Consider the following 22,867-nt stretch of genomic DNA (forward strand, 5'->3'; position numbering starts at 1 on the left):
TCCCTTGCTCGCCTGCCGCGCCGGTCGTCGTCCCCCTCGCGCGGCTGGCTTTTATCCCTGAGCGACTTTGGTCGTCGACGGATCGATCCAGCCGATATTGCCGTCCGGCCGGCGGTAGACGATGTTGAGATGGTCGGTTCCAGCGTTGCGGAACAGGAAGACCGGGCTGTCGCTGTTGTCGAGCTCGATGACAGCCGACGCCACCGACATGGTTCGCAGCGTCATGCTTGATTCGGCGACGATGACCGGAGCGAAGTCCTCCGGAATGTCTTCCTCGTCGTCGGCAAGGGGGGCCATCACCGTGTAGGCGATGTCGGTCGGTTCTTCGCCATTGCCGTTGCCGGTGTTGCGCGACTTCAGCCGGCGCTTATAGCGGCGCAGCCGCGTTTCCAGGCGGTCGGCGGCCGCCTCGAAGGCGAGCGTCGGGTCTTGGGCGTCGCCGGTCGCCTGCAGCGAAGCGCCGGAATCGAGCCGGACCATGCAGTCGGCGGAGAAACGCGACCCCGATTTGATGACCGTGACATGTCCTGAAAAACCCCGATCGAAATATTTCTCGATCGCCTCGCCGACCCGGTCGCTGATGCGCGTGCGGAACGCATCGCCGATGTCCATGTGTTTTCCCGAAATGCGTAGATTCATCTGAAAACTGACCTTCCTTGCTCAGGCTTCAAACTGTTCCCGAGTTTATACCCGTGGTGTGCGCGCACAAGCTTCGCAGCGGCATGCGCGCCGATTTTAGACCCGAACTTTCCGGTTGATCACAAGTCGCCTTCTTGGCCGTCCGTGGCCGTGTCTGACGGACCCATTTGCCAGCGGGCATTACCACCCTGCTCATGCGGGCGGGCTTCTAGACACTTCATTGCGGCTTGTCAATCAAGCTTGGGAACTGCAGGGAATCAGCCTGTCTGGTACAGACCAAGGCTTGTCGGGATTCCGGGGCAAGCCTAGCGGCCGGCGTTGGCCAGAGCCCGCTTCTCGCGTCGCCGCTGCACGGAGGAGGCGATATTCATGCCCTCGCGGTATTTCGCGACGGTGCGGCGGGCGATGTCGATGCCGCTTTCCTTCAGCATGTCGACGATGGCGTCGTCGGAAAGCACGTCGGCGGGCTTTTCCTCCTCGATCATCTGCTTGATGCGGTCGCGCACGGCTTCGGACGAATGCGCTTCGCCGCCTTCGGCCGAGGCGATCGATGCCGTGAAGAAATAGCGCAGCTCGAAGACGCCGCGCGGCGTCAGCATGTATTTGTTGGCGGTGACGCGGCTGACGGTCGATTCATGCATGCCGATGGCATCGGCCACTGTGCGCAGGTTGAGTGGTTTGAGGTGGCGCACGCCATGGACGAGGAAGGCATCCTGCTGCCGCACGATTTCCGACGACACCTTGAGAATGGTCTTGGCCCGCTGATCGAGGCTGCGCGTCAGCCAGTTGGCGTTCTGCAGGCATTCGGCGAGGAAATCCTTTTCCGCCTGGCCCTTGGCGTGGCTCGAGACACGGGCGAAGTAGACATTGTCCACCAGCACGCGCGGCAGCGTGTCGGCGTTGAGCTCCACCGCCCAGCTGCCATCATTGGCCGCGCGCACCTCGACATCGGCGACGATCGCATCGCTGGCGCCGCCCGAAAACGCCAGGCCGGGACGCGGATCGAGCGCGCGGATCTCTGCCAGCATGTCGAGGAGGTCCTCTTCGTCGACGCCGCAGATGCGTTTCAGCGTCTGGAAATCCCGCCGCGCCAGAAGCTCGAGATTGGCGACCAGCGCTTTCATCGCCGGATCGAGCCGGTCGCGCCCTGCAAGTTGCAGCGAGAGGCACTCCGCAAGGTCGCGCGCGAAAAGTCCTGGCGGCTCGAAGGTCTGGCAGACGCCAAGCACGCGCGCCACTGTAGCGTTGTCCGCACCGAGCCGGGCCGCGATCTCGCCGAGGTCGGCGCGCAAATAACCGGCTTCGTCGAGCCCGTCGGCCAACTCGCCCGCGATCAGCCGATCGCCGGGGTTCAGCGAAGCAAGCGCGATCTGCTCGCCGACATGTTCGCGCAGCGTGACGACGGCCGCGGCCATGTCGCCGACGTCGAATCCTTCCGATGACGCCATGCCGCCGCCGGCGGCCGACTTCCACTGCGCCGTAAGGTCTGGCCCCAACCTCTCATGGATCCCGGGATCGTCGGGAAACAGGTTTTCCAGGGAGGAATCGAGCTTTTGCGAGATCGCTTCGGCGCTCCACTCCGTCTCGTCCTCGAACCAGTCGCCATCGGAATCCCGATCCGGCGCCGTCTCGCTTTTCTGGGCCTGGTCGCCCACGGCGTCGTCCTGCGACTCGGCCCGCTCCAGGAGCGGGTTGCGCTCGATCTCCTCGTCGATGAAGCGCTCGAGCTCGACATGGGTGAGCTGCAGCAGACGGATCGACTGCATCAGCTGCGGCGTCATCACCAGCGACTGGGACTGTCTGAGCTGCAGTTTGGCTGCCAGCGCCATGGTGGGATTCAAACGCCTCGTCTACGCGTCGTACAGTTGTTTTTCGGTCGGGCATAGAAACTGGCCCGGCTTTTGCTTGTCAAGGAAAACGCTAGCAGCTGCGGCTTACCGGAGCGTTATCGAGCGCTAAAATAGCGAAAACCGCCACGCGACTTCGAAAATCGCGCCACCGCCCGAAAACCCGCGCTCAGAGCGTGAAGCCCTCGCCGAGATAGAGACGCCGCACATCGGCGTTGGCGACGATCTCGTCGGCGCGGCCATGCGTCAGCACCTGGCCGGCATGGATGATATAGGCGCGGTCTATCAGGCCGAGCGTCTCGCGCACATTGTGATCGGTGATCAAGACGCCGATGCCGCGGGCCGTGAGGTGGCGAACCAGCTGCTGGATGTCGGCGACGGCGATCGGGTCGATACCGGCGAAGGGTTCGTCGAGCAGCATATAGGCCGGCCGCGTCGCCAGAGCCCGCGCGATTTCTAGGCGGCGCCGTTCGCCGCCCGACAGCGACATTGACGGCGCCTTGCGCAGATGGCTGATGTGGAATTCCTCGAGCAGCTCGTCGAGGTTGCGTTCACGCACCGTGCGATCCTTTTCGACCACCTCCAGTACGGCGCGGATGTTCTGCTCGACGTTCAGGCCGCGAAAGATCGAGGCTTCCTGCGGCAGATAGCCGATGCCGAGGCGGGCGCGCCGGTACATCGGCATCGACGTGACGTCGAAACCGTCGATCTCGATCGAGCCTTCATCGACCGGCACAAGGCCCGTGACCATGTAGAAGCAGGTGGTCTTGCCGGCGCCATTGGGGCCGAGCAGGCCGACGGCTTCGCCGGCACGCACGCCGAGCGTCACCCCGCTCACCACCTTGCGGCCCTTGTAGCTCTTGGTCAGGCCCTTGGCGATCAGGGTGCCCTTGAACTTTGCCTTGTCGGTGCCGACCGTCGCCGGCGCAGCCGGCTTTGCGGCCGCCCGTCCCGGAAGACGGGCCAGCAGCGAGGAAACGCCGGCCATTAGTTGCCCGACGCTCCCTGCTGCTGCGCGCCTTGCTTCTGGGGCGTGAACGACATCATCACGCGGCCGCCGCAGCCGTCGACATTGGCGAGGCCGCTCTTCATCTGAACGGTGAGCTTGCAGCCCTTGAGCACATTGTCGCCCTGCGACAGCACCACTTCCTTGCCCTTGAGCACCAGCACCTGCGTCTTCATGTCGAACGTGCCGCTGTCGCCCGTGGCGATCTGATCGTTCGACTTGACGTAGACTTTGTTCTCCACCTCCAGGTGGTCGATATTGGCGGCGCCCGTCATCGCCGACGCGCCGGCCGCGGCGCTTTTGCCGGCATTGGCATCCTTGACATAGTAGACCGTCATCTTGCCGGCCTTGAGCAGGGTCGGCCCCTGATTGACCGTGACGTTGCCGCTGAATATGGCCATGCTTTCGGCCTGGCGGACCTCAAGCTTGTCGCTTTCGATCTGGATCGGCTGGTCGCCGGACAGCTTGAGCCCGGACATCTGGCTGGTCGCGCTCGACTGCGCGAAGGAATGCGCCGTCGCCAAGAACAGCAATCCGGAAGCAGCGCCCGCAAGCCATGCCGATTTACTGCGACGCATTCTGTTCTCCACCGTTTACCCCCGCTGCCTTCAGCGCGGCTGGATCTATGTTGACGCGAACCCGGTTCTCGAAGACCACGAGCCTGCCATTGTCCTCGACCGCCATCGAGTCCGCGGTGATGCGCGATCCGCCGCGGCTGACATCGACCGGATTGCTCGTCTTCATAGAGCCTTTGCCCATGTCTAGGAAGATCGATTTGAACTTCGCCGCCAGACCGTCCGTCGTCGTCACGCTAACCTCGCTGGTCAGGTCCATGGTGTTGGCGTCGCGATTGTAGATACCGTGCGCGGCATCGACCGACACGATGTTGTCGGTGGCGACGGGCAGCTTGGCGTTGATGCCTTCGAGATCGATGACGGCCTGCTGCCCGACATCCTGCGTCGCCCTGGTCGCCGTCAGCGAATAGGGCAGCTTCTGCTTGGTGAAGCCGTTGAGCTTCGGATTGGCCATCACCAGCTTGCCGTCGGAAAACGCCGTGCCGTCGGCCTGCACCGAGACGGCAAGAGGCGCTTTGAGATAGGAATAGACTGGAAAAGCGACGGCGATCGCGACCGCGAGCAGCGGCACCGCGAATTTCAGCACGCGCACGCGGCGCGAGTGGCGCCGCGCGCGGTTGAAGGCATCGCCACGCGTGCCGCCTTGGGTGGCCGGGGCCGATGCCTCACCGGCATGGCTGGTTTCGTCAGATCGCGCCAACATGACTTTCTAATGGACCTTTGCCCGCCCAAACACCGCCTATAGGTGGTATGCCGGCACCTACAAGCAAGCACAAGCGGAGGAAAACTGCAAAAATGTGACAACCGGCCGCCAGCGTAATCGACAGGAATCCGGCGAGACCGCTGTACTTTATAGCAGATAGGGACTTGGTTGCGTTAATTTTTCGTGAGGCCGGCGTCAACGCTTCATGGCGGGCATTTTCAGGAAACGGTAGCCGTGTGCCAAGGCTTGCTTTAAAAGCGTGCTTTCCCACCGATCCATGAGGCTGACGATGGCAATGAGAGCCGACGACCTGATCGACCGCCGCCGCTTGCGCCGCAAGCTGACTTTCTGGCGCGTGGTCGCGTTTCTGGTTCTGGCGGCCGCAATTATCGCTTTCTCGACCTGGCTCTATGACGACAATTTTACCGGCCGGGCGGTCCCGCACATCGCCAAGGTCACGATCGAAGGCACCATCACCGAGGACGAGGACCTGCTCAAAAGGCTGGAATCGATCCGCAAGTCGCCGGAGGTGAAGGGCGTCATCCTGTCGATCGATTCGCCCGGAGGCACCACTGTCGGCGGCGAGTCGACATTCGAAGCCGTGCGCAAGCTTGCCGGCGACAAGCCTGTGGTGGCCGAGGTCGGCACGCTGGCGGCGTCGGCCGGCTATATGATCGCCAGCGCAGCCGACCATATCGTCGCCCGCAAGACCTCGATCGTCGGCTCGATCGGCGTGCTGATCCAATACCCCGATGTCAGCGGCCTCATGGACAAGCTCGGCATCAAGCTGGAGGAAGTGAAATCGTCGCCACTCAAGGCCTCGCCCTCGCCATTCAAGCCGACCAATGACGATGAGCGCGCCATGGTGCGCAAGCTGATCCTCGACAGTTACGACTGGTTCGTCGGCATCGTCGCGGACCGCCGCAAGATGACGCATGAGCAGGCGCTGGCGCTGGCCGACGGTTCGATCTTCACCGGCCGCCAAGCTTTGGCCAACCATCTGATCGACGCCGTCGGCGGTGAGCAGGAGGCGATCGACTGGCTGGCGACGAAGGGCGTGGACGCCAAGCTCAAGGTCGTCGAGTGGAAGGACAGGGACAGGCGTGGCGGCTTCCTGTTCTCCCAGTCGATGGCAAAACTGGCGGCCAAGGCGCTTGGCCTGCCGGATGCCGGCGGCGATGTCATTCACGAGCTAGGCGCCGACCGCTTGTTTCTTGACGGTCTCGTTTCGGTCTGGCACCCTTGACATCTCGCTGGGACGAGCCAAAAAAGCAATAAAATCATCCTGATAATCGACTGCAGTGGTTTTACGGGGAACGTTCTATGATCAAATCCGAGCTTGTGCAGATCATTGCCGCGCGCAACCCGCACCTTTTCCTGCGCGACGTTGAAAACATCGTCGGCGCGATCTTTGACGAGATCACCGACGCGCTTGCCGAGGGCAACCGGGTCGAGCTGCGCGGTTTCGGCGCCTTTTCGGTGAAGAACCGCCCCGCCCGCACCGGCCGCAACCCGCGCACCGGCGAATCCGTCGAGGTCGAGGAAAAGTGGGTGCCGTTCTTCAAGACCGGCAAGGAGTTGCGCGAAAGGCTGAACAGCGGCAAATAGGCGCCGCGCCGGCGGGTTGAGAGGGCATCTTGGCGCTTAAAGCATGTCTCCCGAGAGTGGAAGGCCGGTTCGGGGCAAGGACATGCGCGCTTAGGAAGCTTCTCTCTGTGGAGATCTGATGTTCAATCGCTTCATCCTCGTCGTGGTCTTCGTGCCGCTGGCAATCATCCTGATCGCGCTCGCCGTCGCCAATCGCGGCGCCGTCGCCTTCACGCTCGATCCGTTTCATCCCGGCAATCCCGCGCTGACGCTGAACCTGCCGCTCTTCATCTTCCTGTTCATTGCCTTGGCCGTCGGTATGATCGTCGGCAGCGTGGCGACCTGGGTGAAGCAGGGGCGCTACCGCAAGCTCGCGCGCCAGCGCGGTCTGGAAGCCGAAAACCTGCGCCAGGCGGTGGGCCGCCCGCCGGCGGCGCTCAAAGGGCCGGCGCTGCCCAAGCCCACGAACTGAACAACGCCCTACGGAGCCTCCGATGCTGCATATTTCGGCCGAAGAGGTCGACCGCGCGCTGACCTTTTCCGGCCTTGTCGAGACATTGCGCGCCGCTTTCCGCGAGGGCGCCGTGCAGCCGGTTCGCCACCATCACGGCGTGGAGCGGCCGGACGGTGCGGCCTCGACCCTGCTTTTGATGCCGGCCTGGACCGACTTCAACGCCGCCGGCACCTCGGCGGGAGGCCATATCGGCGTCAAGATCGTCACCGTGTCGCCAGACAACAATGCTATCGGCAAGCCGGCGGTGATGGGCCTTTATCTTCTGCTCGACGGCGTCACCGGCGAGCCGCAGGCGCTGATCGACGGCCAACGGCTGACACAGTGGCGCACAGCCTGCGCCTCGGCGCTCGCCGCCTCCTATCTCGCCCGCAAGGATGCCTCGCGGCTTCTGGTGATCGGCGCCGGCGCGCTGTCGCCATTCCTCGCCAAGGCGCATTCGGCGGTCAGGCCGATCACCTCGATCCGCATCTGGAACCGCACGCCCGCCAATGCCGAAAAGGTGGCCGCCGCCTTGCGCGCCGAAGGCTTTCCGGCCAATGCGGCCGGCGATCTGGACGCGGAGCTTGCCGAGACCGACATCATCGCCTCCGCGACCATCTCGAACACGCCGCTCGTCAAGGGCGCGCGGCTGAAGCCGGGCGCCCATGTCGATCTCGTCGGCGGCTTTACCCCGACGATGCGCGAAAGCGATGACGATGCGATCAAGCGCGCCCGCGTCTATGTCGACACCCGGGCCGGCGCAACCAAGGAAGCCGGCGACATCGTCCAGCCGCTGGCCTCGGGCGTGCTGGAGCCGGAAGCGATCGTCGCCGACCTGCACGAGCTCGCGCGCGGCCAGAAGCAGGGCCGGCAAACCGACAACGAGATCACGCTGTTCAAGTCGGTCGGGGCAGCGCTTGAAGACCTCGCCGCAGGCATCGCCATCTACAAGGCGCTCAAATAGCTGGCGCCGCTCGCTTTGCCGCCATCGCCTCGCCGATTAGGCGGAAATCACGCTCGCTGATCTTGAACAGGCCGAAACGCAGCTGGTAGCCCCAGTTTGGCCTGCCGGCGGTGAAGTCCAGCCTGCCGAGCAGCCGCTTGATCGGCGCTTCCTTGGCGTCAAACCAATCGACATCGCGCCGGGCTGGCGTGAAACCGCCACCCATGACACCCTCATACACTTCCCCTTGCCGCACCGTGCCGACGGCCGTGAAGGATTGCAGCCCGTCCTTCTCGCCGAGTACCGTGCTCGGCGAGTAGTAGACGATGCCGTCGCCTGGCTTGATGCGGCGCAGCGGCGCCACCTGGCCATGGTTGACCTGCATGAAGCCATCTCTGCGGCCGATCCGCACATGCACGGCCGATGCGACGGCCACCCAGAAGGCGCTCATCCTTGCGCTCCCTCGAACGGCCAATACACGCGCAGGCGATGGTTGTCCGGATCGAGCGCCACGAAGGTGCGGCCGAAATCGAGATCGGTTGGGGTCTGCAGAATGTTGAGACCCCTGCCAGCCCAATCCGCATGGGCGGCATCGACCGCCGCCGCATTCTCGACCACGATCACGAGCTCGCCGCCACCGCCTGCTGCCGCCGCAGCCGGCTCGACCGTGTGGCGCGACCAGAGGCCGAGCTTGAAGCCTTTGTCGAGCACGAACATGACGAAGGTCGGCGAGGCTTCGACCGGCTCGCGTCCGAGCAGCGAAGCGTAGAACGCGCCGCTCTTTTCCGGACTGTCGACATAGAGGATGACGAAATTCGGCGTGGTCATATTTGATCTCCAAAGGGTCTGAACCTTGGAGACCATACGCGGGCCTGCTGTCAGATTCTGGCAGCAGCGATCAGGCGGAAGCGTCCTTCGCGCCGTTCTGGCCAGGCACGTCAAGGCCGGCCCGCCATTCCTTCAGCATCGCTTGGCGGCGGCGCGGATAACGGATGGCGGTGGTTGTCAGACCGGAGATCCGGTCGGTGCGGAAATGCCGGAAATCCTGGCGCGTTTCGCACCACGCCACCATCACCCGCACCTTGTCGAAGAAGGCGAGCGCGAACGGCCAGACCAGCCGCTTCGACGCCGCTCCACCGGCGTCACGATAAAGGAAGCCAAGTTTGTGCTCGTCGCGGATTGCTTGCCGCACGATGCCTAGGTCGATCGCTTCGGGATTTTCCGAGCGCGGTCCGACGAGCAGCGTCGTGGCGTCGAGATCGTCGCGCAGGTCATCCGGCAGCACCGCGGCGATCTTGGCCAGCGCATCCGTCGCCGCGACGCCCAATCTTTTGTCGGGCTGCTTTGCCACCCAGCGCGAGCCGAGCACGATCGCCTCGATCTCCTCGTCGGTGAACATCAGCGGCGGCAGCATGAAGCCGGGCTTCAGCACATAGCCAAGCCCCGCCTCGCCTTCGATCGGCGCGCCCTGCCCCTGCAGCGTCGCGATGTCGCGATAAAGCGTGCGGATCGACACGCCCATCTCGTCCGCAAGCGTGCGGCCGCTCACCGGCCGGCGATGGCGGCGCAGGATCTGGATCAGGTCGAGCAGGCGTTCCGAACGGGACATCAATGGCTAACCGGCGTGCCGGACAATAGGGCTGGCCTGCACATCACGGCAAGCAGTGCGATGCCACGGAACGCCTGCATCTCGTTCCCGTTGTCTCCCCAATGGAGATGCGCGGAACCCTGTTGTTCTGGTCGGTGCTGACCGTTTTCGTCGCGGCGCTCAGCCTTGGGCCGTCCTTTGCGCATGTGCTGGAATCACTGCCCAGGCTGACGAAATGGTCGCCGGCGCTGTGGCGCGAGGCGACGGTCTTCAACGGCCAGTTTCTGCTTTTTGCCGTCATCGGGGCGCCGCTCGATATCGCAGCGATCCTCTGTCCCGCGTTGCTTGCCTGGATGCTGCGTGCGGACCCGCTTGCCTTCCGGTTCGTGCTGGTCGCCACACTGCTCTATGCCGTCTCGCTGGCACTCTGGTTCGGACTGGTCAAACCGGCCAACGACATTCTCGCGACCTGGAGGCCGGGACCGATCCCCGACAATTTCGAAGCCGTCCGACTGCGTTGGGAAACCGGCCATATGGCGGTGACGGTGGGGAAGGCGCTTGGCTTCATTTCGCTTTGTTTCGGCCTGCTCGGCCTCCGGCACGGGTGACGGTCCCACCATTGAATAAGCCGCGCTTTGTTGCGCCGGTGGGCTGAGCTGTGGCAGAAGCGGGCCGAACCGCCGGAGATGATCCTTCTTGAAATCTTTTCGCGACAAACGCCGCGATGGCCGCCCGCATCCCGCAAGGGCGGATCAGCCCCGCCCGCGTGAGGCGTTCGCGGCGGGACGGCAGCAGGCAGCGCCCGCGGAGCGCCGTGAAACGAAACCAGCGGATCGGCAGGAGGCCAAGCCGGCGCCGCGCGTGCTTGCGCGCCGCGAGGGTACCTTGCCCGCCGAGCGCCTGCCACTGATCCTGGAAGTCGCGCCCAACGCCGACTACACCTTGCTGGACAGCGGCGCCGGCGAGAAGCTCGAGCAATACGGCCCCTACCGGATCGTGCGTCCAGAGGGCCAGGCGATCTGGCAGCGCGCCCTCCCTGCGAAGGAATGGGAGCGCGCCGACGCCGTCTTCACCGGCGACACCGACGAGGAAGGCATCGGCCGCTGGCGCTTTCCGAAGGCGCCGCTCGGCGAGACCTGGCCGATGAAGCATGACGGCATCGACTATCTCGGCCGCTTCACGTCCTTCCGCCATGTCGGCGTCTTTCCCGAGCAGGCTTCGCATTGGGACCATATGGCCGGGCTGATCGCGGCGGCGAAGCGCCCGGTCAAGGTGCTGAACCTCTTCGGCTATACGGGCCTTGCCTCGCTGGTGGCGGCCCGCGCCGGCGCCGAGGTCACCCATGTCGACGCCTCGAAGAAGGCGATCGGCTGGGCCCGCGAGAACCAGGAGATGGCCGGGCTTGCCGACAAGCCGATCCGGTGGATCGTCGAGGACGCGGTGAAATTCGCCGAGCGCGAGGAGCGCCGCGGCAGCCGCTACGACATCGTGCTGTTCGATCCGCCGGCCTATGGCCGCGGCCCCAAAGGCGAGGTCTGGCAATTGTTCGAGGACCTGCCTGGCCTGACCGACCTCTGCCGCTCGATCCTGACGCCGAAACCGCTCGCCGTCGTCCTCACCGCCTATTCGATCCGCGCCTCCTTCTTCGCCATCCATGCGCTGATGCGCGATACCTTCGCCGGCATGGGCGGCACGGTCGAATCCGGCGAACTGATCATTCGCGAGAAATCCGCCGGCCGCGCGCTGTCGACCTCGCTGTTCTCGCGCTGGGTGGCTTGAAATGACGGCACATGACGGTGCGCGCCCTGTCGGGCAGGTCAAGGAAGTCACCAGCCTTGCCAATCCGCTGGTCAAGGACATCAAGGCGCTTGCGCTGAAGAAATTCCGCGACCAGCAGAACGCCTTCATGGCCGAGGGCCTGAAGCTCGTCATCGACGCGCTCGACCTCGGCTGGTCGATCAGGACCCTGGTCTTCGCCAAGGCCGGACGCGGCAACGCCGCCGTCGAAAAGGTCGCCGCGCGGACCGTTGCCGCCGGCGGCACGGTGCTCGAAGTCTCGGAAAAGGTGCTCGCGGCCATCACCCGCCGCGAAAACCCGCAAATGGTGGTCGGTGTCTTCGCTCAGCAGACCGTGCCGCTGAAGGACATCCGCGCCAGGGACGGCGATGTCTGGGTCGCGCTCGACCGGGTCCGCGACCCCGGCAATCTCGGCACCGTGATCCGCACCGTCGACGCCGTCGGCGCCAGGGGCGTCATTCTGGTCGGCGACACCACCGATCCGTTCTCGCTGGAGACGGTGCGCGCCACCATGGGCTCGATCTTCGCCGTGCCGGTCGCCAGGGCGACGGAGCAGGCCTTCCTCGCCTGGCTGCGCGATTTTTCGGGTCTTGTCGTCGGCACGCACCTCAAGGGCGCGGTCGACTATCGCTCGGTCGATTTCACCAGGGGACCGGTTCTGCTGCTGATGGGCAACGAGCAGCAAGGACTGCCGGACAGCCTTGCCGAAAGCTGCGATCGGCTGCTTCGAATCCCCCAGGCCGGCCGCGCCGACTCGCTCAACCTGGCGGTCGCCACCGGCGTGATGCTGTTCGAGATAAGGCGCAGCGCGTTGAAGCTCGAGCCCGCCACGGACTCGCGATGAGGACTGATAAGTGAAATCCTGGTCCCCTTACGTCCTGTTGGTCGTCATTGCCATAGCGCTCGACCAGTGGATCAAGCAACTGGTCGAGAACGGTCTCGCCTTTCAGGAGAAGGTCGACCTCCTGCCCTTCCTGGCGCTGTTCCGCACCTACAACACCGGCATCGCCTTCTCGATGTTCCAGTCCTTCGGCGATACCGGCCTGGTGATCATCGCCGTGCTGGTCGTCGCCTTCGTGCTCTATCTCGCCACGCGCACGCCGGCCGGCCATGTCGTCGCCCGCATCGGCTTTGCGCTCATCATCGGCGGCGCGCTCGGCAATCTCGTCGACCGCGCCGTCTACGGCCACGTCATCGACTACATCCTGTTCCACACGCCCGTCTGGTCCTTCGCGGTGTTCAACCTCGCCGACGCCTTCATCTCGGTCGGCGCAGCGCTTGTCGTCTTCGACGAGCTGATCGGCTGGCGGCGCGAAGCCAAGTCCCAGGATCTCGGCAATTGACCTGATGCGGTTGAAACCGCAGACTTCCCACCAGCCAGAACCGAGGAGAAAAAATGTCAGATATCTTCAAAGCCATCCTCGTTTCGCGCGATGCGGACAAGAAGCAGTCCGTCGATATCGTCGACCTCACCGAGGCCGACCTGATGGAAGGCGACGTTACCGTCGCCGTCGAGGCGACGACGGTGAACTACAAGGACGGGCTCGCCATCACCGGCAAGGCGCCGGTCGTGCGCCGCTGGCCGCTGGTTCCAGGCATCGATTTCGCCGGCACCGTGATCTCCTCCTCGCATGCCGACTGGCGCAAGGGCGATAAGGTCATCCTCAACGGCTGGGGCGTCGGCGAGACGCATTACGGCGCCTATGCCGGCCGCGCCCGCGTCAAGGGCGACTGGCTGGTGCCGTTGCCCGAGGGCATGAGCGCGCATGATGCCATGGCCGTCGGCACGGCGGGCTACACGGCCATGCTTTCCGTCATGGCGCTGGAGCGTCACGGCATCGCGCCCGACCGCGGTCCGGTGGTGGTGACGGGGGCGGCCGGCGGCGTCGGCTCGGTCGCCATCTCGATCCTGTCCAGCCTTGGCTACCATGTCATCGCCTCGACCGGCCGCAACGCCGAGAGCCCCTATCTGATCGACCTCGGCGCGGCCGAGGTGATCTCGCGCGAGGAGCTCAGCCAGCCGGCGAAGCCGCTCGCCAAGGAACGCTGGGCCGGCGGCGTCGACTCGGTCGGCAGCCATACCCTGGCCAATGTGTTGTCGATGACCTCCTATGGCGGCGCGATCGCCGCTTGCGGCCTGGCCGGCGGCATGGACCTGCCGGGAAGCGTCGCGCCCTTCATCCTGCGCGGCGTCTCGCTGCTCGGCATCGATTCGGTGATGGCGCCGAAGGCGGTCCGCCTGGAGGCATGGCGCCGCATCGGCACCGACCTCGACCTGAAGAAGCTGTCGACATTGTCGCGCACGATCGGTTTCGACGGCATCGTCGCCGCCGCGCGCGACATCGTCGAAGGCAAGATCCGGGGCCGCGTCGTCGTCGATATGTAGCCGGAAGTCGGGGTTTCGCCGGCCCGCAGGCCGGAATCCGCGCGATCGCTAAAATTCGAACGATCCCTCCCAATCTTCCATAATCTCTGTCTGGCATGGTCCGCGCATGGTCGCGGACTCCGACATCAGACAGGACAGCAAAGCCGCAGGCGCTGACAGGCTCATCGCCGATGCGCCGAAGCGGCAGGTGCTTGTCGCGCCGCCGCTGGCTCCCGAATTGCCCGCAGCCAGTCACGAAGGCTTGCCGTTCCTGACGATCGTCGCCATCGCCGTCATGGCGGGGCTCGCCCACCTCACCGGAGCGCCCCTCATCGTGACCGCCGGCCTCGCCGCCGCGGCCCTTGCCGGCCTGGCCATGCATCTGCGCAGCCGCCGCAACGAGCGTCGCACCGCGGCACTTCTCGACGAGACCGCCGCCCGCAGCCGGGCCGAGATGGAGACCCTCGCCGACCGCATGTGGGAGATGCAGGAGAGCGAGGAACGCTTCCGCGGCCTGATCGACGCGCTTGGCGACCTCGTCGTCCATCGCGACCGCGACGGCCATATCGTTTATGCCAACAGCGTCTTTGCCTCGCTTGTCGGCGTCGACGCACGCGACCTTGCCGGCAAGACCTTGTCCGAGCTCGGCATCGATGTCGGCATCGTCCCCGACGCCGCCTTCTCCGATCGTGAATGCCTGAGCTCCACCGATGTCGCGATCCGCACCCCGAACGGACCGCGCTGGTTCTCCTGGATCGAATTGTCGGTGCGCGACAAGGACACCGGCTCCGTCTCGCACCGGGCCATCGCCCGTGACATCACCGCCCGCAAGCGCGCCGAGTCCTCGCTGATCACCGCGCGCGAGCGGGCCGAATATGCGAGCCAAGCCAAGTCGCGCTTCCTCGCCACCGTCAGCCATGAGATCCGCACGCCGATGAACGGCATCATGGGCATGGCGAAGCTGCTTGCCGATACCGACCTTTCGCCCGAGCAGCGCACCTATGTAGGCGCCGTTTCCACCTCGGCCAGCGCGCTGCTCGCGCTCATCGAGGACCTGCTCGACTACTCCAAGATCGAGGCCGGCCGCTTCGAGCCCGAGCCGCAGCCGACCTCGCTGCGCGAAATCGCCGACAACATCATCGAGCTGCTGGCCGCGAAGGCCTTCGCCAAGAACATCGGCCTTGGCTGCCATGTCAAGCCCGACGTGCCGCAGATGATCACCGCCGACCCCGGCCGCGTGCGCCAGGTGCTGCTCAACCTGATCGGCAACGCGGTGAAGTTCACGGACGCGGGCGGCGTGCTTCTCACCGTGGCGCGCGCCCGCACCGAAACCACCGACCGCATCTGCTTCACCGTGGCCGACACCGGCCCGGGCCTGCGCGAAGAGGACATGGAGCGCATTTTCGAGGAGTTCGAGCAGTCCGACGGCACCTCGACCAGGGTGCATGGCGGCGCGGGTCTCGGGCTTGCCATTTCCAAGCGGCTGGCCACCGCGATGGGCGGCACGATCTCGGTCTCGAGCCGGCTCGGCGAAGGCTCCGAATTCGTCCTCGAGCTTCCGGCGGTCGCCGCGACCGAGCCGCCGCCGCATCGCCACAACATACTTGCCGACCGGCGGGCGGTGATCGTGTCGAAAAACGCAACCGAAGCCGATGCCATCGCCCGCACGATCCGTGCGCATGGCGGCATCGTCTCGATCGCGGCGACACCAGGCCAGGCCGCCCCCTTCGCTGTCGGCTGCAACGTGCTCCTCATCGACGCCGCGCTCGAAAGCAGCGACGGCAGGCTGCTCAAGCGGCTGCGCGAGTCGGGCTTTGTCGACTGCGAGGCCGTCACCCTGATCGCGCCGACCGATCGCGGCATGCTTGGCGAATTCCGCGCCAGCGGCTACGCCACCTTCCTCGCCAGACCCGTGCGCGGCGAGACCCTGCTGCGGGTGCTGTTGACCAGCCATGGCTCCACGCTCGTCCAGCCGCGGCCGGAGCCGCGCCAGGCTTCCTCGCGCAAGCGCGATCAGGGCCTGTCGGTGCTGATCGCGGAAGACAATGACATCAACGCCATGCTCGCCCGCGCCACGCTGCTCAAGGCCGGGCATCGCGTCAAGATCGTCGGCAACGGCAAGGCCGCGGTCGATGCCGTTACCGATGCCGGCCTCAAGTTCCGCTTCGATGTGGTGCTGATGGACCTGCACATGCCCGTCATGGACGGACTCGACGCGATCGCCGCCATCCGTCGCCATGAGGAGTCGCTCGCCATGCCACCGATCCCGATCATGGTGCTTTCGGCCGACAGCCAGGAAAAGACCCGGCACGCCGTGCTCGCCCATGGCGCCAGCGGTTTCGTGACCAAGCCGCTCGACCCCGAGGCGCTCGTCCAGGCCGTCGAGGGCCAGGTTGCCGCCTGAGGAAATTTTTGCCCTTTGAACGCCTTGGCTTGCTTGGCTTTCGCAGCCACAAGATAGCCGGTTGAAGGTATTGCCCAGCCGACAAAGTATTGCCCGCCACGTCGTATCACGGTACTGTCACAATCCTGTTGCACCTACACCGTATCCCCGTGCCAAGAGGGATGGCTCGAAGGAGAATCACTCGTGCATACAGTCGTGCCTGAATGTGACACTCGGCCGAATGCCGGCGGCGCCCTGCTCGCCGCCCGTAGCGCCGACGCCGTCGCAAGCGGTGCTCCGCTGGGCCGGATCGGCAACCTCGAAGTGCGGCTCGCCCGCAACGAGGCCGAGATCGCCGCCGCCCAGGAAGTCCGCTATCGGGTATTTTATGACGAGCTTGGCGCGAGGAAGGACCTGTTCCAGGCGCAGGACCGTCGCGATGCCGACCGTTTCGATCCGCTCTGCGATCACCTTCTCGTGTTGGACACGTCCCTTCCCGGTCCCGAGCATCGCCGCATCGTCGGCACCTACCGCCTGTTGCGGCAGGAGATCGCCACGGCCGCCGGCGGCTTCTATTCCGAGGGCGAGTTCGAGCTCACCAAGCTGATCGCGCGGCATCCCGGCCAGCGTTTCCTCGAGCTCGGCCGCTCCTGCGTTCTGCCGGAATACCGCTCCAAGCGCACCATCGAGGCGCTCTGGCAGGGCATCTGGGCCTATATCAACCATTACGGCATCGGCGTGATGACCGGCTGCGCCTCTTTCCATGGCATCGTGCCGGCGGCGCATGCCGAGGCGCTGACCTATCTCGCTCATCATTGCCGCACCAATTCCGCCTGGGATGTACGCGCGGTTCCGGGACGCTACTGCTCCATGGACCTGATGCCGATCGAGGCGGTGAACACCAAGGCGGCGATCGCCGCCATGCCGCCGCTGGTCAAGGGCTACCTGCGCGTCGGCGCCCGCATCGGCGACGGCTGCGTCATCGACCACGAATTCTCGACTGTCGACGTCTTCGTCGTCATGCCAGTCAAGGAGATCGGCGCCCGCTACGTCAACTATTATGGCGGTGAAGGGCAGCGCTTCGCGGCGTGAAATCAGTGAGTAGTGAGTAGATGGCAGCATGCCTCGCACCTCTTGTGACTACTGACTACTCGCTAATCCCCCTCTCACTCATGGAATATCCTCCGGCCTTCGCCCCGGCCGACTCCGATAGGCCGGAAACGACCAGCCGAATCTGAGCGCGCCGCCTCGGACCAGGAACGCAGCCGCAAAGCCGAGCAGGCTGGACGCCAGCGTTGGCAGGCCGGCCAGATCGCCGAGGGTGAAGATGGTGGCGCCGGCAAGGGCGGCGGTGACATAGATCTCGGGTCCGAGCAGCACCGAGGGCTCGCCGGCAAGCAGGTCGCGCAGGATGCCGCCGAAGGTTGCCGTCAGCACGCCCATGACGACCGACACGACGGGAGAGCCGGTGATCGCCAGCCCCTTCGCCGCGCCCATCACCGAGAACGCTGCCAGTCCGATGGCGTCGAGCCAGAGCAGCAGCTTGTAGCGGGATTCGAAGCGGTGAGCGCTGAAGAACACCAGCACCGCGACGACGGCGCAGATCAGCACATAGCCGCTGTTGGCGACCCAGAAAACCGGCAGGTTGAGGATGACGTCGCGCAGCGTGCCGCCACCGATGCCGGTGACGCTGGCCAGGAACAGGAAGCCGATGATGTCGAGTTCTTTGCGCGACGCCGCAAGCGCGCCCGTCGCCGCGAAAACGGCGACACCGGCGTAGTCGAGCAGCGCGATGGGATTCATGGGCGAGCGAGTAGTGAATAGCGAGTAGGGAAATAGCACGAAGCCGCGGATAAATATCAGCTCCTACTCACTACTTCCTATTCGCTACTCCCTCTCACGCATCCTTCTCGGCTTGCTCGTTCACCGGGCCCGGCTCGACCTTCGGCTCGGCGGCCGCCTTCGGGCCGCCCTTGGCGACGCCGACCATCGCCGGCCGCAGCACACGCTCGCCGATCGAATAGCCAGGTTGAACCACTTGGACGACGGTGCCGGCCGGAACCTCCGGATTGGGCACCTCGAACATCGCTTGGTGGAAGTTCGGATCGAATTTCTCGCCTTCGGGCGCGAGTTTCTTCACGCCGTGGCGCTCCAGCGCCGAAAGCATGGCGCGTTCGGTGAGATCGACACCTTCGATCAGCGCCTTGAAGCCGGCGTCGCCGCCGGCCTTCGCCTCGGCTGGGATCGCGTCCAGTGCGCGGCGCAGATTGTCGGACACCGACAGCATGTCGCGCGCGAAATTGGCGACGGCATAGGCGCGGGCGTCCTGCACGTCGCGGGCGGTGCGCCGCCGCAGATTTTCCATCTCGGCCGCCGCGCGCAGCGCACGGTCCTTCAGTTCCTCGTTTTCCTTCAGCAGCCGCACCAGCGCTTCGTAGTCGCCGTCGACACCACCTTCCGCACGCTCGCCGGAAGCCTGGGTGGCTTCCATATCTTCGGGCATGCGTTCGTCTTTTGCCTGGTCGCTCATCGCGTTTTCCGTCATTCGGATTGGTCTGGATTTGCGCCCGATATCGAGGTTTGGAGGGCAAAAATCAAGGGGTAAGCGCGGGTCGAGGATGTCCGGCCATCGTTCGAAGTTAATTCAAATTTTACCCTATCGCGCGGCTTTGCTTGCCCTCGAGTGCCGTTGCGGGAACCATAGACGGGCTGGAGGAGTTTCGAAGCCGACACAGGATTTTGGGACATGAGCGGCAATCACGGCAACAGGCGCGCCGAGCTGGCCAACGATATCAGGCGGCAGGCCGGCAGCGAGGCGACGAAGCGCTTTCTGCGCAGCTTGCCGGCATTTCGCTTGGAAAAGGAGATGCCCCGGCGGCTGAGCGACCTGCTGGACCGCCTCGACGAGGCCGAAGCGGAGAATGCGGGCGACGGCTGGCCTTCGATAGCAGCGCGCCGCAATTGACCCGTCTCAGGCCGCCTTCCGGTCGTCGCGCATCAGCGCTTCGCCGTGGCGAATTTCGGTGCCGAGCACTTTCAGGCATTCGCGCATGAAAGCGGCGAGGCCCGGCCAACCCTTGGCTGAAACCAGATTGCCGTCGACATGCGCGCCGGTCGGGGCAACATCGATATAGGTACCGCCGGCAAGCGTCACTTCCGGTTCGCAATAATGCAGCGCCGCCACTTCCTTGCCGCGCACCACGCCGTCGACCGCGATCAGGATCTGCACGCCGTGACAGATGGTGAAGATCGGCTTGCCGGTCTCATGGAAATGCCTGACAAGCGCCTGAACGCGCTTGTCGATGCGGATATATTCCGGTCCGCGCCCGCCTGCAGCGTAGACCGCGTCGTAATCGGCCGGGTTCACCTCGGCGAAGGTCTTGTTGAGGATGTAGTCGTGGCCAAGCTTTTCCGTATAGGTCTGGTGGCCCTCGAAATCGTGCAATGAGGTCTTGAGCACGTCGCCCGCCTTCTTGTCGGGACATACGACATGGACGGTGTGGCCCACCGCGTGCATGGCCTGTTCAAAGACGAAAATCTCATACTCCTCGCTGAACTCGCCAACGAGCATCAGTATTTTCTTACCGGCCATGCTCTTTCCTCCCTTAGCTGGCTATATTTCGAGGTCCGAAATAATGAACCTATCCTAGGGGCAGGTTAACCGAAGGGGAAGTCTGAATCGCCAATGTGGTCTGACCAGAACGATGCGGTGTCCGTTCCGGGTCTATTCTGAGCCGATCCGACCGCCAAAGTACGCAGCGCTGGTCGGACCAGAACGATACCCTTGCCGCTTGCAATACAGGGTCAGCCGGGGCGCTTGCGCCGCCAGGAATATTTCGGTCCCTTGGGTTCCGCCTCCACGGCCGGCTGATAGTACACCGGTAGGCCGCCGGTCTTGCCTTCCTCCAGGCGCTTCAACAACACCGGATTGGAGACCTCGAATTCGTCGAAGCCAAGTCGCAGCATATGCGGAAGCTGGTCGACCAGCACCTGACCGGTGGCGCGCACGGCGCCCTTGAAATGGTATCGGGCCCGCAGCAATTCGCCCTTGGAGAAGGAGCGGCCGTCATTGAAGGCCGGGAAGGCGAGCGCCACCAGCGACAGTCGATCCAACAGGCCGGCTATCTTGTCGAGGTCGTCGCCGGGCTGCAGCAGCACACCGAGACGCTCCTTGGCTGACTGGCGAACGTCTTCATCCAGCCCGAGGAACGCCTGCAGCGGCAGGATGAAACGGCCGTTGCCAGCCAGCGCCTCGGCGCTTTCGGCGTGCGTCCACTCGTCCTCGCGAAAACCGTCCGGGGTCCAGAGGCGGGTCCCCGCTGTCGTCGATCCAGTCATCAAAAATCCTAAAGTTCCAAAGATTCCAAGGCTGAGATTCAGGTCAGGCCGAGCCGAAATCGTGGCTTCCGAGAACCGGAGCGGAGCGTACTTGAAGTACGCGAGCACCGGAAGCGCAGGAAGTCGCCATTTGCAGACCGGCCTCGCCTGAATTCGGCGTATTCTAAAGCGAGGCGTCAGTCAGCGATTTTTCCAAGCCGGAGAGATGGATGCCGCACTCGGTCTTGGCGTGCCCGGCCCAGCGGCCGCTGCGCGCGTCCTCGCCCGGCTGCACCGGCTGAGTGCAGGGAAAGCAGCCGATCGAGAGATAGCCATAGGCGACCAGCGGATTTTCGCGCAGCACATGCGCGCGCATGTAGTCGGCCTGGTCCGACGTCGTCCAGTGCGCCAGCGGGTTGATGCGGATGCGCGAGCCGACCGCCTCGAAGACGGGCAGTGCCGCGCGCGTCGAGGCCTGGAAGCGCTTGCGCCCGGTCAACCAGGCTCGGAACGGCTCGACGCCGCGCGCCAGCGGCTCGACCTTGCGCACGTTGCAGCAGGCGTCGGTGTCGGTCTCGTGCAGCCGGCCGGTCGGGTCAACGCGGTCGAGCGCAGCCTCCTCCGGTTTGATCACCCTTATATCGGTCAGGCCGAAATCGGCCACCAGCGCATCACGATAGCCGAGCGTCTCCTCGAAATGCTTGCCGGTGTCCAGGAAGATGACAGGCAGTGAACGGTCGATCTCCGAAATCATGTGCAGAAGCACCGCCGAATCCGCGCCGAACGACGACACGGCAGCGACCTCGCCGCGAAACAGATCACGCGCCGCGCGCTCGATGATCTCGATCGGCTTCAGATGGCCGTGCAGCGCGTCGAGCCCCGCCGCTTCCGCAGCGACGCCCGTCTCGACCCTGCCGACGCGGTCAAGCGGCCTTGGTTTCGCCAGCATAGAGCGCCTCCTTGAACGGCGCGGGACCGACACGGCGGTAGGCGTCGATAAAACGTTCGTCGGGATTGAGCCGAAGACCGAGATAGGTGTCGACGATCTGCTCGATGGCATCGGTGATCTCTTCCGAGGAGAAGCCGCGGCCGATGATCTCGCCGATCGAGGTGTTCTCGTCGGCGGAGCCGCCAAGCGTCACCTGGTAGAGCTCGGTACCCTTCTTCTCGACGCCGAGAATGCCGATATGGCCGACATGATGGTGGCCGCAGGCATTGATGCAACCGGAGATCTTTAGCTTCAATTCGCCGATCTCGCGCTGCCGCTCCAGCGAAGCGAAGCGGCGCGAGATTTCCTGCGCCACCGGAATGGAGCGCGCCGTGGCCAGCGAGCAATAATCGAGGCCTGGGCAGGAAATGATGTCGCTGATCAGGTTGGAATTGGCGGTCGCAAGACCGATCTCGACCAGCGCGTCATAGACCGCCTTGAGATCGGCGCGCGCCACATGCGGCAGGATCAGGTTCTGCTCGTGGCTGACGCGCAGCTCGTCGAAGGCGTATTTCTCGGCAATGTCGGCGACCGCTTCCATCTGGCTGTCGGTGACGTCGCCGGGCACCTCGCCGATGCCCTTGAGCGAGATCGTCACCGCGGCATAATCGGGATGGCGATGCGTCACGACATTCTGGCCGAGCCATTCCGAAAAGCTCTTGGAATCGAGCCGCGCTTGCTTGACGAGGGCATCGCCTTCCGGTCGGGCCGACAGCGCCGGCGGCGCGAAATAGGCGTTGATGGCCGCGATATCGGCCTCCGGCAGCTTCAGCTCGGTGTCCTTGAGCTGCCGCCATTCGGCCTCGATCTGCCGCACGATTTCGTCGACGCCGGTCTCATGGACGAGAATCTTGATGCGCGCCTTGAACTTGTTGTCGCGGCGGCCGTAGAGGTTGTACACGCGCAGGATCGCCGTGCAGTAGGACAGCAACTCGGCTTCCGGCAGGAAGTCGCGGATCTTCTTGGCGACCATCGGCGTGCGGCCCAGGCCACCGCCGACATAGACGGCAAAGCCCAGCTCGCCGGCCGAGTTCTTCTTCAGATGCAAACCGATGTCATGCGCCTGGATGGCGGCCCGGTCACGCTCGGCGCCTGTCACCGCGATCTTGAACTTGCGCGGCAGGTACGAAAATTCCGGATGCACCGAGGACCATTGCCGCAGGATTTCCGCATAGGGGCGCGGGTCGGCGACCTCGTCGGCGGCCGCTCCGGCGAAATGGTCGGCGGTGACGTTGCGGATGCAATTGCCGCTGGTCTGGATGCAATGCATCTCGACGCTGGCGAGATCGGCCAGGATCGCCGGAACGTCGGCGAGCGCCGGCCAGTGGAACTGCAGGTTCTGGCGCGTGGTGAAGTGGCCGTAGCCCTTGTCGTATTTGCGCGCGATATGGGCGAGCATGCGCAATTGCCGGCTGTTCAGCGTGCCGTAGGGCACCGCGATGCGCAGCATATAGGCATGCAGTTGCAGGTATACGCCGTTCATCAGCCTGAGCGGCCGGAACTGGTCCTCGGTGATCTCGCCGGCAAGCCGGCGCTTCACCTGGTCGCTGAACTCGGCCACTCTGGCCTGAACGAAATCGTGGTCGAACTCGTCGTAACGGTACATGCTTCGTCTTTCCGGGCGCGTCCGCCCGTT

The 22,867-nt window shown here is 64.7% G+C and carries 26 protein-coding genes; 12 read left to right on the top strand and 14 right to left on the bottom strand.

What is annotated here, in order from left to right; all coding sequences use genetic code 11:
• Window positions 1-51 precede the first annotated feature (51 nt).
• The 5 genes from raiA to lptC form a co-directional block, all read right to left on the bottom strand.
• A complete protein-coding gene (gene raiA, locus FJW06_RS01855; RefSeq protein WP_040990312.1) occupies window positions 52-639 on the bottom strand; it encodes a ribosome-associated translation inhibitor RaiA in 588 nt (195 codons plus the stop codon).
• Window positions 640-944: 305 nt separating this feature from the next.
• Complete coding sequence (rpoN, locus tag FJW06_RS01860) at window positions 945-2,468, bottom strand: RNA polymerase factor sigma-54 (RefSeq protein WP_140747106.1); 1,524 nt, start codon at window positions 2,466-2,468, stop codon at window positions 945-947.
• 187 nt (window positions 2,469-2,655) lie between these two features.
• Complete coding sequence (gene lptB, locus FJW06_RS01865) at window positions 2,656-3,474, bottom strand: LPS export ABC transporter ATP-binding protein (protein WP_140747109.1); 819 nt, start codon at window positions 3,472-3,474, stop codon at window positions 2,656-2,658.
• Window positions 3,474-4,070, bottom strand: a complete 597-nt coding sequence (locus tag FJW06_RS01870) for an LptA/OstA family protein (protein ID WP_140747112.1) — start codon at window positions 4,068-4,070, stop codon at window positions 3,474-3,476. The genes lptB and FJW06_RS01870 overlap by 1 nt, the downstream gene beginning before the upstream one ends.
• Window positions 4,057-4,770, bottom strand: coding sequence for an LPS export ABC transporter periplasmic protein LptC (gene lptC / locus FJW06_RS01875; protein WP_140747115.1), 714 nt, complete (start codon window positions 4,768-4,770; stop codon window positions 4,057-4,059). The genes FJW06_RS01870 and lptC overlap by 14 nt, the downstream gene beginning before the upstream one ends.
• 289 nt (window positions 4,771-5,059) lie before the next feature.
• Here lptC and sppA point away from each other — a divergent pair, with 289 nt between their 5' ends.
• From sppA to FJW06_RS01895, 4 genes are all read left to right on the top strand, one after another.
• Window positions 5,060-6,016 carry a signal peptide peptidase SppA gene (gene sppA, locus FJW06_RS01880; protein WP_140747118.1) on the top strand — a complete coding sequence of 319 codons (957 nt, stop codon included), beginning with the start codon at window positions 5,060-5,062 and terminating at the stop codon, window positions 6,014-6,016.
• A 77-nt stretch (window positions 6,017-6,093) separates the two neighbouring features.
• Window positions 6,094-6,378, top strand: a complete 285-nt coding sequence (locus FJW06_RS01885) for an integration host factor subunit beta (RefSeq protein ID WP_040990317.1) — start codon at window positions 6,094-6,096, stop codon at window positions 6,376-6,378.
• 118 nt (window positions 6,379-6,496) lie between these two features.
• Complete coding sequence (locus tag FJW06_RS01890; protein WP_140747121.1) at window positions 6,497-6,829, top strand: DUF1049 domain-containing protein; 333 nt, start codon at window positions 6,497-6,499, stop codon at window positions 6,827-6,829.
• 22 nt (window positions 6,830-6,851) lie between these two features.
• A complete protein-coding gene (locus FJW06_RS01895; RefSeq protein WP_140747124.1) occupies window positions 6,852-7,814 on the top strand; it encodes an ornithine cyclodeaminase family protein in 963 nt (320 codons plus the stop codon).
• Here FJW06_RS01895 and FJW06_RS01900 read toward each other — a convergent pair.
• The 3 genes from FJW06_RS01900 to FJW06_RS01910 all read right to left on the bottom strand — a co-directional run bounded on the left by FJW06_RS01900 (window position 7,807) and on the right by FJW06_RS01910 (window position 9,402).
• Complete coding sequence (locus tag FJW06_RS01900) at window positions 7,807-8,244, bottom strand: EVE domain-containing protein (RefSeq protein ID WP_140747127.1); 438 nt, start codon at window positions 8,242-8,244, stop codon at window positions 7,807-7,809. The two genes, FJW06_RS01895 and FJW06_RS01900, sit on opposite strands and share 8 nt — an antisense overlap.
• The gene (locus FJW06_RS01905; RefSeq protein ID WP_140747129.1) at window positions 8,241-8,621 is read right to left on the bottom strand and encodes a VOC family protein; all 381 of its coding nucleotides are present in this window, start codon (window positions 8,619-8,621) and stop codon (window positions 8,241-8,243) included. The genes FJW06_RS01900 and FJW06_RS01905 overlap by 4 nt, the downstream gene beginning before the upstream one ends.
• A gap of 70 nt (window positions 8,622-8,691) precedes the next feature.
• Window positions 8,692-9,402 (bottom strand): YafY family protein, encoded by a 711-nt coding sequence (locus FJW06_RS01910; protein WP_140747132.1) that lies wholly within the window; start codon window positions 9,400-9,402, stop codon window positions 8,692-8,694.
• A 101-nt stretch (window positions 9,403-9,503) separates the two neighbouring features.
• Between FJW06_RS01910 and FJW06_RS01915 the strand changes: the two genes are divergently transcribed.
• The 7 genes from FJW06_RS01915 (at window position 9,504) to FJW06_RS01945 (ending at window position 17,018) form a co-directional block, all read left to right on the top strand.
• Entirely contained in the window at window positions 9,504-9,989 is a 486-nt protein-coding gene (locus FJW06_RS01915; protein WP_140747135.1) for a DUF1772 domain-containing protein, read from the top strand.
• Window positions 9,990-10,077: 88 nt separating this feature from the next.
• Window positions 10,078-11,160: a class I SAM-dependent rRNA methyltransferase gene (locus FJW06_RS01920; RefSeq protein ID WP_140747137.1), complete on the top strand. Its 1,083-nt coding sequence runs from the start codon at window positions 10,078-10,080 to the stop codon at window positions 11,158-11,160.
• A gap of 1 nt (window position 11,161) precedes the next feature.
• A complete protein-coding gene (locus FJW06_RS01925) occupies window positions 11,162-12,022 on the top strand; it encodes an RNA methyltransferase (protein WP_140747140.1) in 861 nt (286 codons plus the stop codon).
• 10 nt (window positions 12,023-12,032) lie between these two features.
• Window positions 12,033-12,521 (top strand): signal peptidase II, encoded by a 489-nt coding sequence (gene lspA, locus FJW06_RS01930; protein ID WP_140747143.1) that lies wholly within the window; start codon window positions 12,033-12,035, stop codon window positions 12,519-12,521.
• Window positions 12,522-12,574: 53 nt separating this feature from the next.
• The gene (locus FJW06_RS01935; RefSeq protein ID WP_140747146.1) at window positions 12,575-13,564 is read left to right on the top strand and encodes an MDR family oxidoreductase; all 990 of its coding nucleotides are present in this window, start codon (window positions 12,575-12,577) and stop codon (window positions 13,562-13,564) included.
• 106 nt (window positions 13,565-13,670) lie between these two features.
• On the top strand, window positions 13,671-15,947 hold the full coding sequence (locus tag FJW06_RS01940) for a PAS domain-containing hybrid sensor histidine kinase/response regulator (RefSeq protein ID WP_140747149.1): 2,277 nt from the start codon (window positions 13,671-13,673) through the stop codon (window positions 15,945-15,947).
• Window positions 15,948-16,130: 183 nt separating this feature from the next.
• Window positions 16,131-17,018: a GNAT family N-acetyltransferase gene (locus FJW06_RS01945; protein WP_140747152.1), complete on the top strand. Its 888-nt coding sequence runs from the start codon at window positions 16,131-16,133 to the stop codon at window positions 17,016-17,018.
• 78 nt (window positions 17,019-17,096) lie between these two features.
• Here the strand turns inward: FJW06_RS01945 and FJW06_RS01950 are convergent, their stop codons facing one another.
• On the bottom strand, window positions 17,097-17,729 hold the full coding sequence (locus FJW06_RS01950) for a trimeric intracellular cation channel family protein (RefSeq protein ID WP_140747155.1): 633 nt from the start codon (window positions 17,727-17,729) through the stop codon (window positions 17,097-17,099).
• A 94-nt stretch (window positions 17,730-17,823) separates the two neighbouring features.
• Complete coding sequence (grpE, locus tag FJW06_RS01955) at window positions 17,824-18,456, bottom strand: nucleotide exchange factor GrpE (protein ID WP_140747158.1); 633 nt, start codon at window positions 18,454-18,456, stop codon at window positions 17,824-17,826.
• A gap of 216 nt (window positions 18,457-18,672) precedes the next feature.
• Between grpE and FJW06_RS01960 the strand changes: the two genes are divergently transcribed.
• Window positions 18,673-18,891: a hypothetical protein gene (locus FJW06_RS01960; RefSeq protein WP_140747161.1), complete on the top strand. Its 219-nt coding sequence runs from the start codon at window positions 18,673-18,675 to the stop codon at window positions 18,889-18,891.
• Window positions 18,892-18,897: 6 nt separating this feature from the next.
• Here FJW06_RS01960 and FJW06_RS01965 read toward each other — a convergent pair whose 3' ends face one another.
• The 4 genes from FJW06_RS01965 to FJW06_RS01980 all read right to left on the bottom strand — a co-directional run bounded on the left by FJW06_RS01965 (window position 18,898) and on the right by FJW06_RS01980 (window position 22,837).
• Complete coding sequence (locus FJW06_RS01965; RefSeq protein ID WP_140747164.1) at window positions 18,898-19,518, bottom strand: DJ-1/PfpI family protein; 621 nt, start codon at window positions 19,516-19,518, stop codon at window positions 18,898-18,900.
• A 212-nt stretch (window positions 19,519-19,730) separates the two neighbouring features.
• Window positions 19,731-20,264 (bottom strand): DUF934 domain-containing protein, encoded by a 534-nt coding sequence (locus FJW06_RS01970; RefSeq protein ID WP_140747167.1) that lies wholly within the window; start codon window positions 20,262-20,264, stop codon window positions 19,731-19,733.
• Window positions 20,265-20,427: 163 nt separating this feature from the next.
• Window positions 20,428-21,192 (bottom strand): phosphoadenylyl-sulfate reductase, encoded by a 765-nt coding sequence (locus FJW06_RS01975; protein ID WP_140747170.1) that lies wholly within the window; start codon window positions 21,190-21,192, stop codon window positions 20,428-20,430.
• The gene (locus FJW06_RS01980; protein ID WP_140747173.1) at window positions 21,167-22,837 is read right to left on the bottom strand and encodes a nitrite/sulfite reductase; all 1,671 of its coding nucleotides are present in this window, start codon (window positions 22,835-22,837) and stop codon (window positions 21,167-21,169) included. The genes FJW06_RS01975 and FJW06_RS01980 overlap by 26 nt, the downstream gene beginning before the upstream one ends.
• Window positions 22,838-22,867 lie beyond the last annotated feature (30 nt).

Origin of the sequence: Mesorhizobium sp. B4-1-3, assembly GCF_006439355.1 — a bacterium.
In the GTDB taxonomy this organism is placed as follows: domain Bacteria; phylum Pseudomonadota; class Alphaproteobacteria; order Rhizobiales; family Rhizobiaceae; genus Mesorhizobium.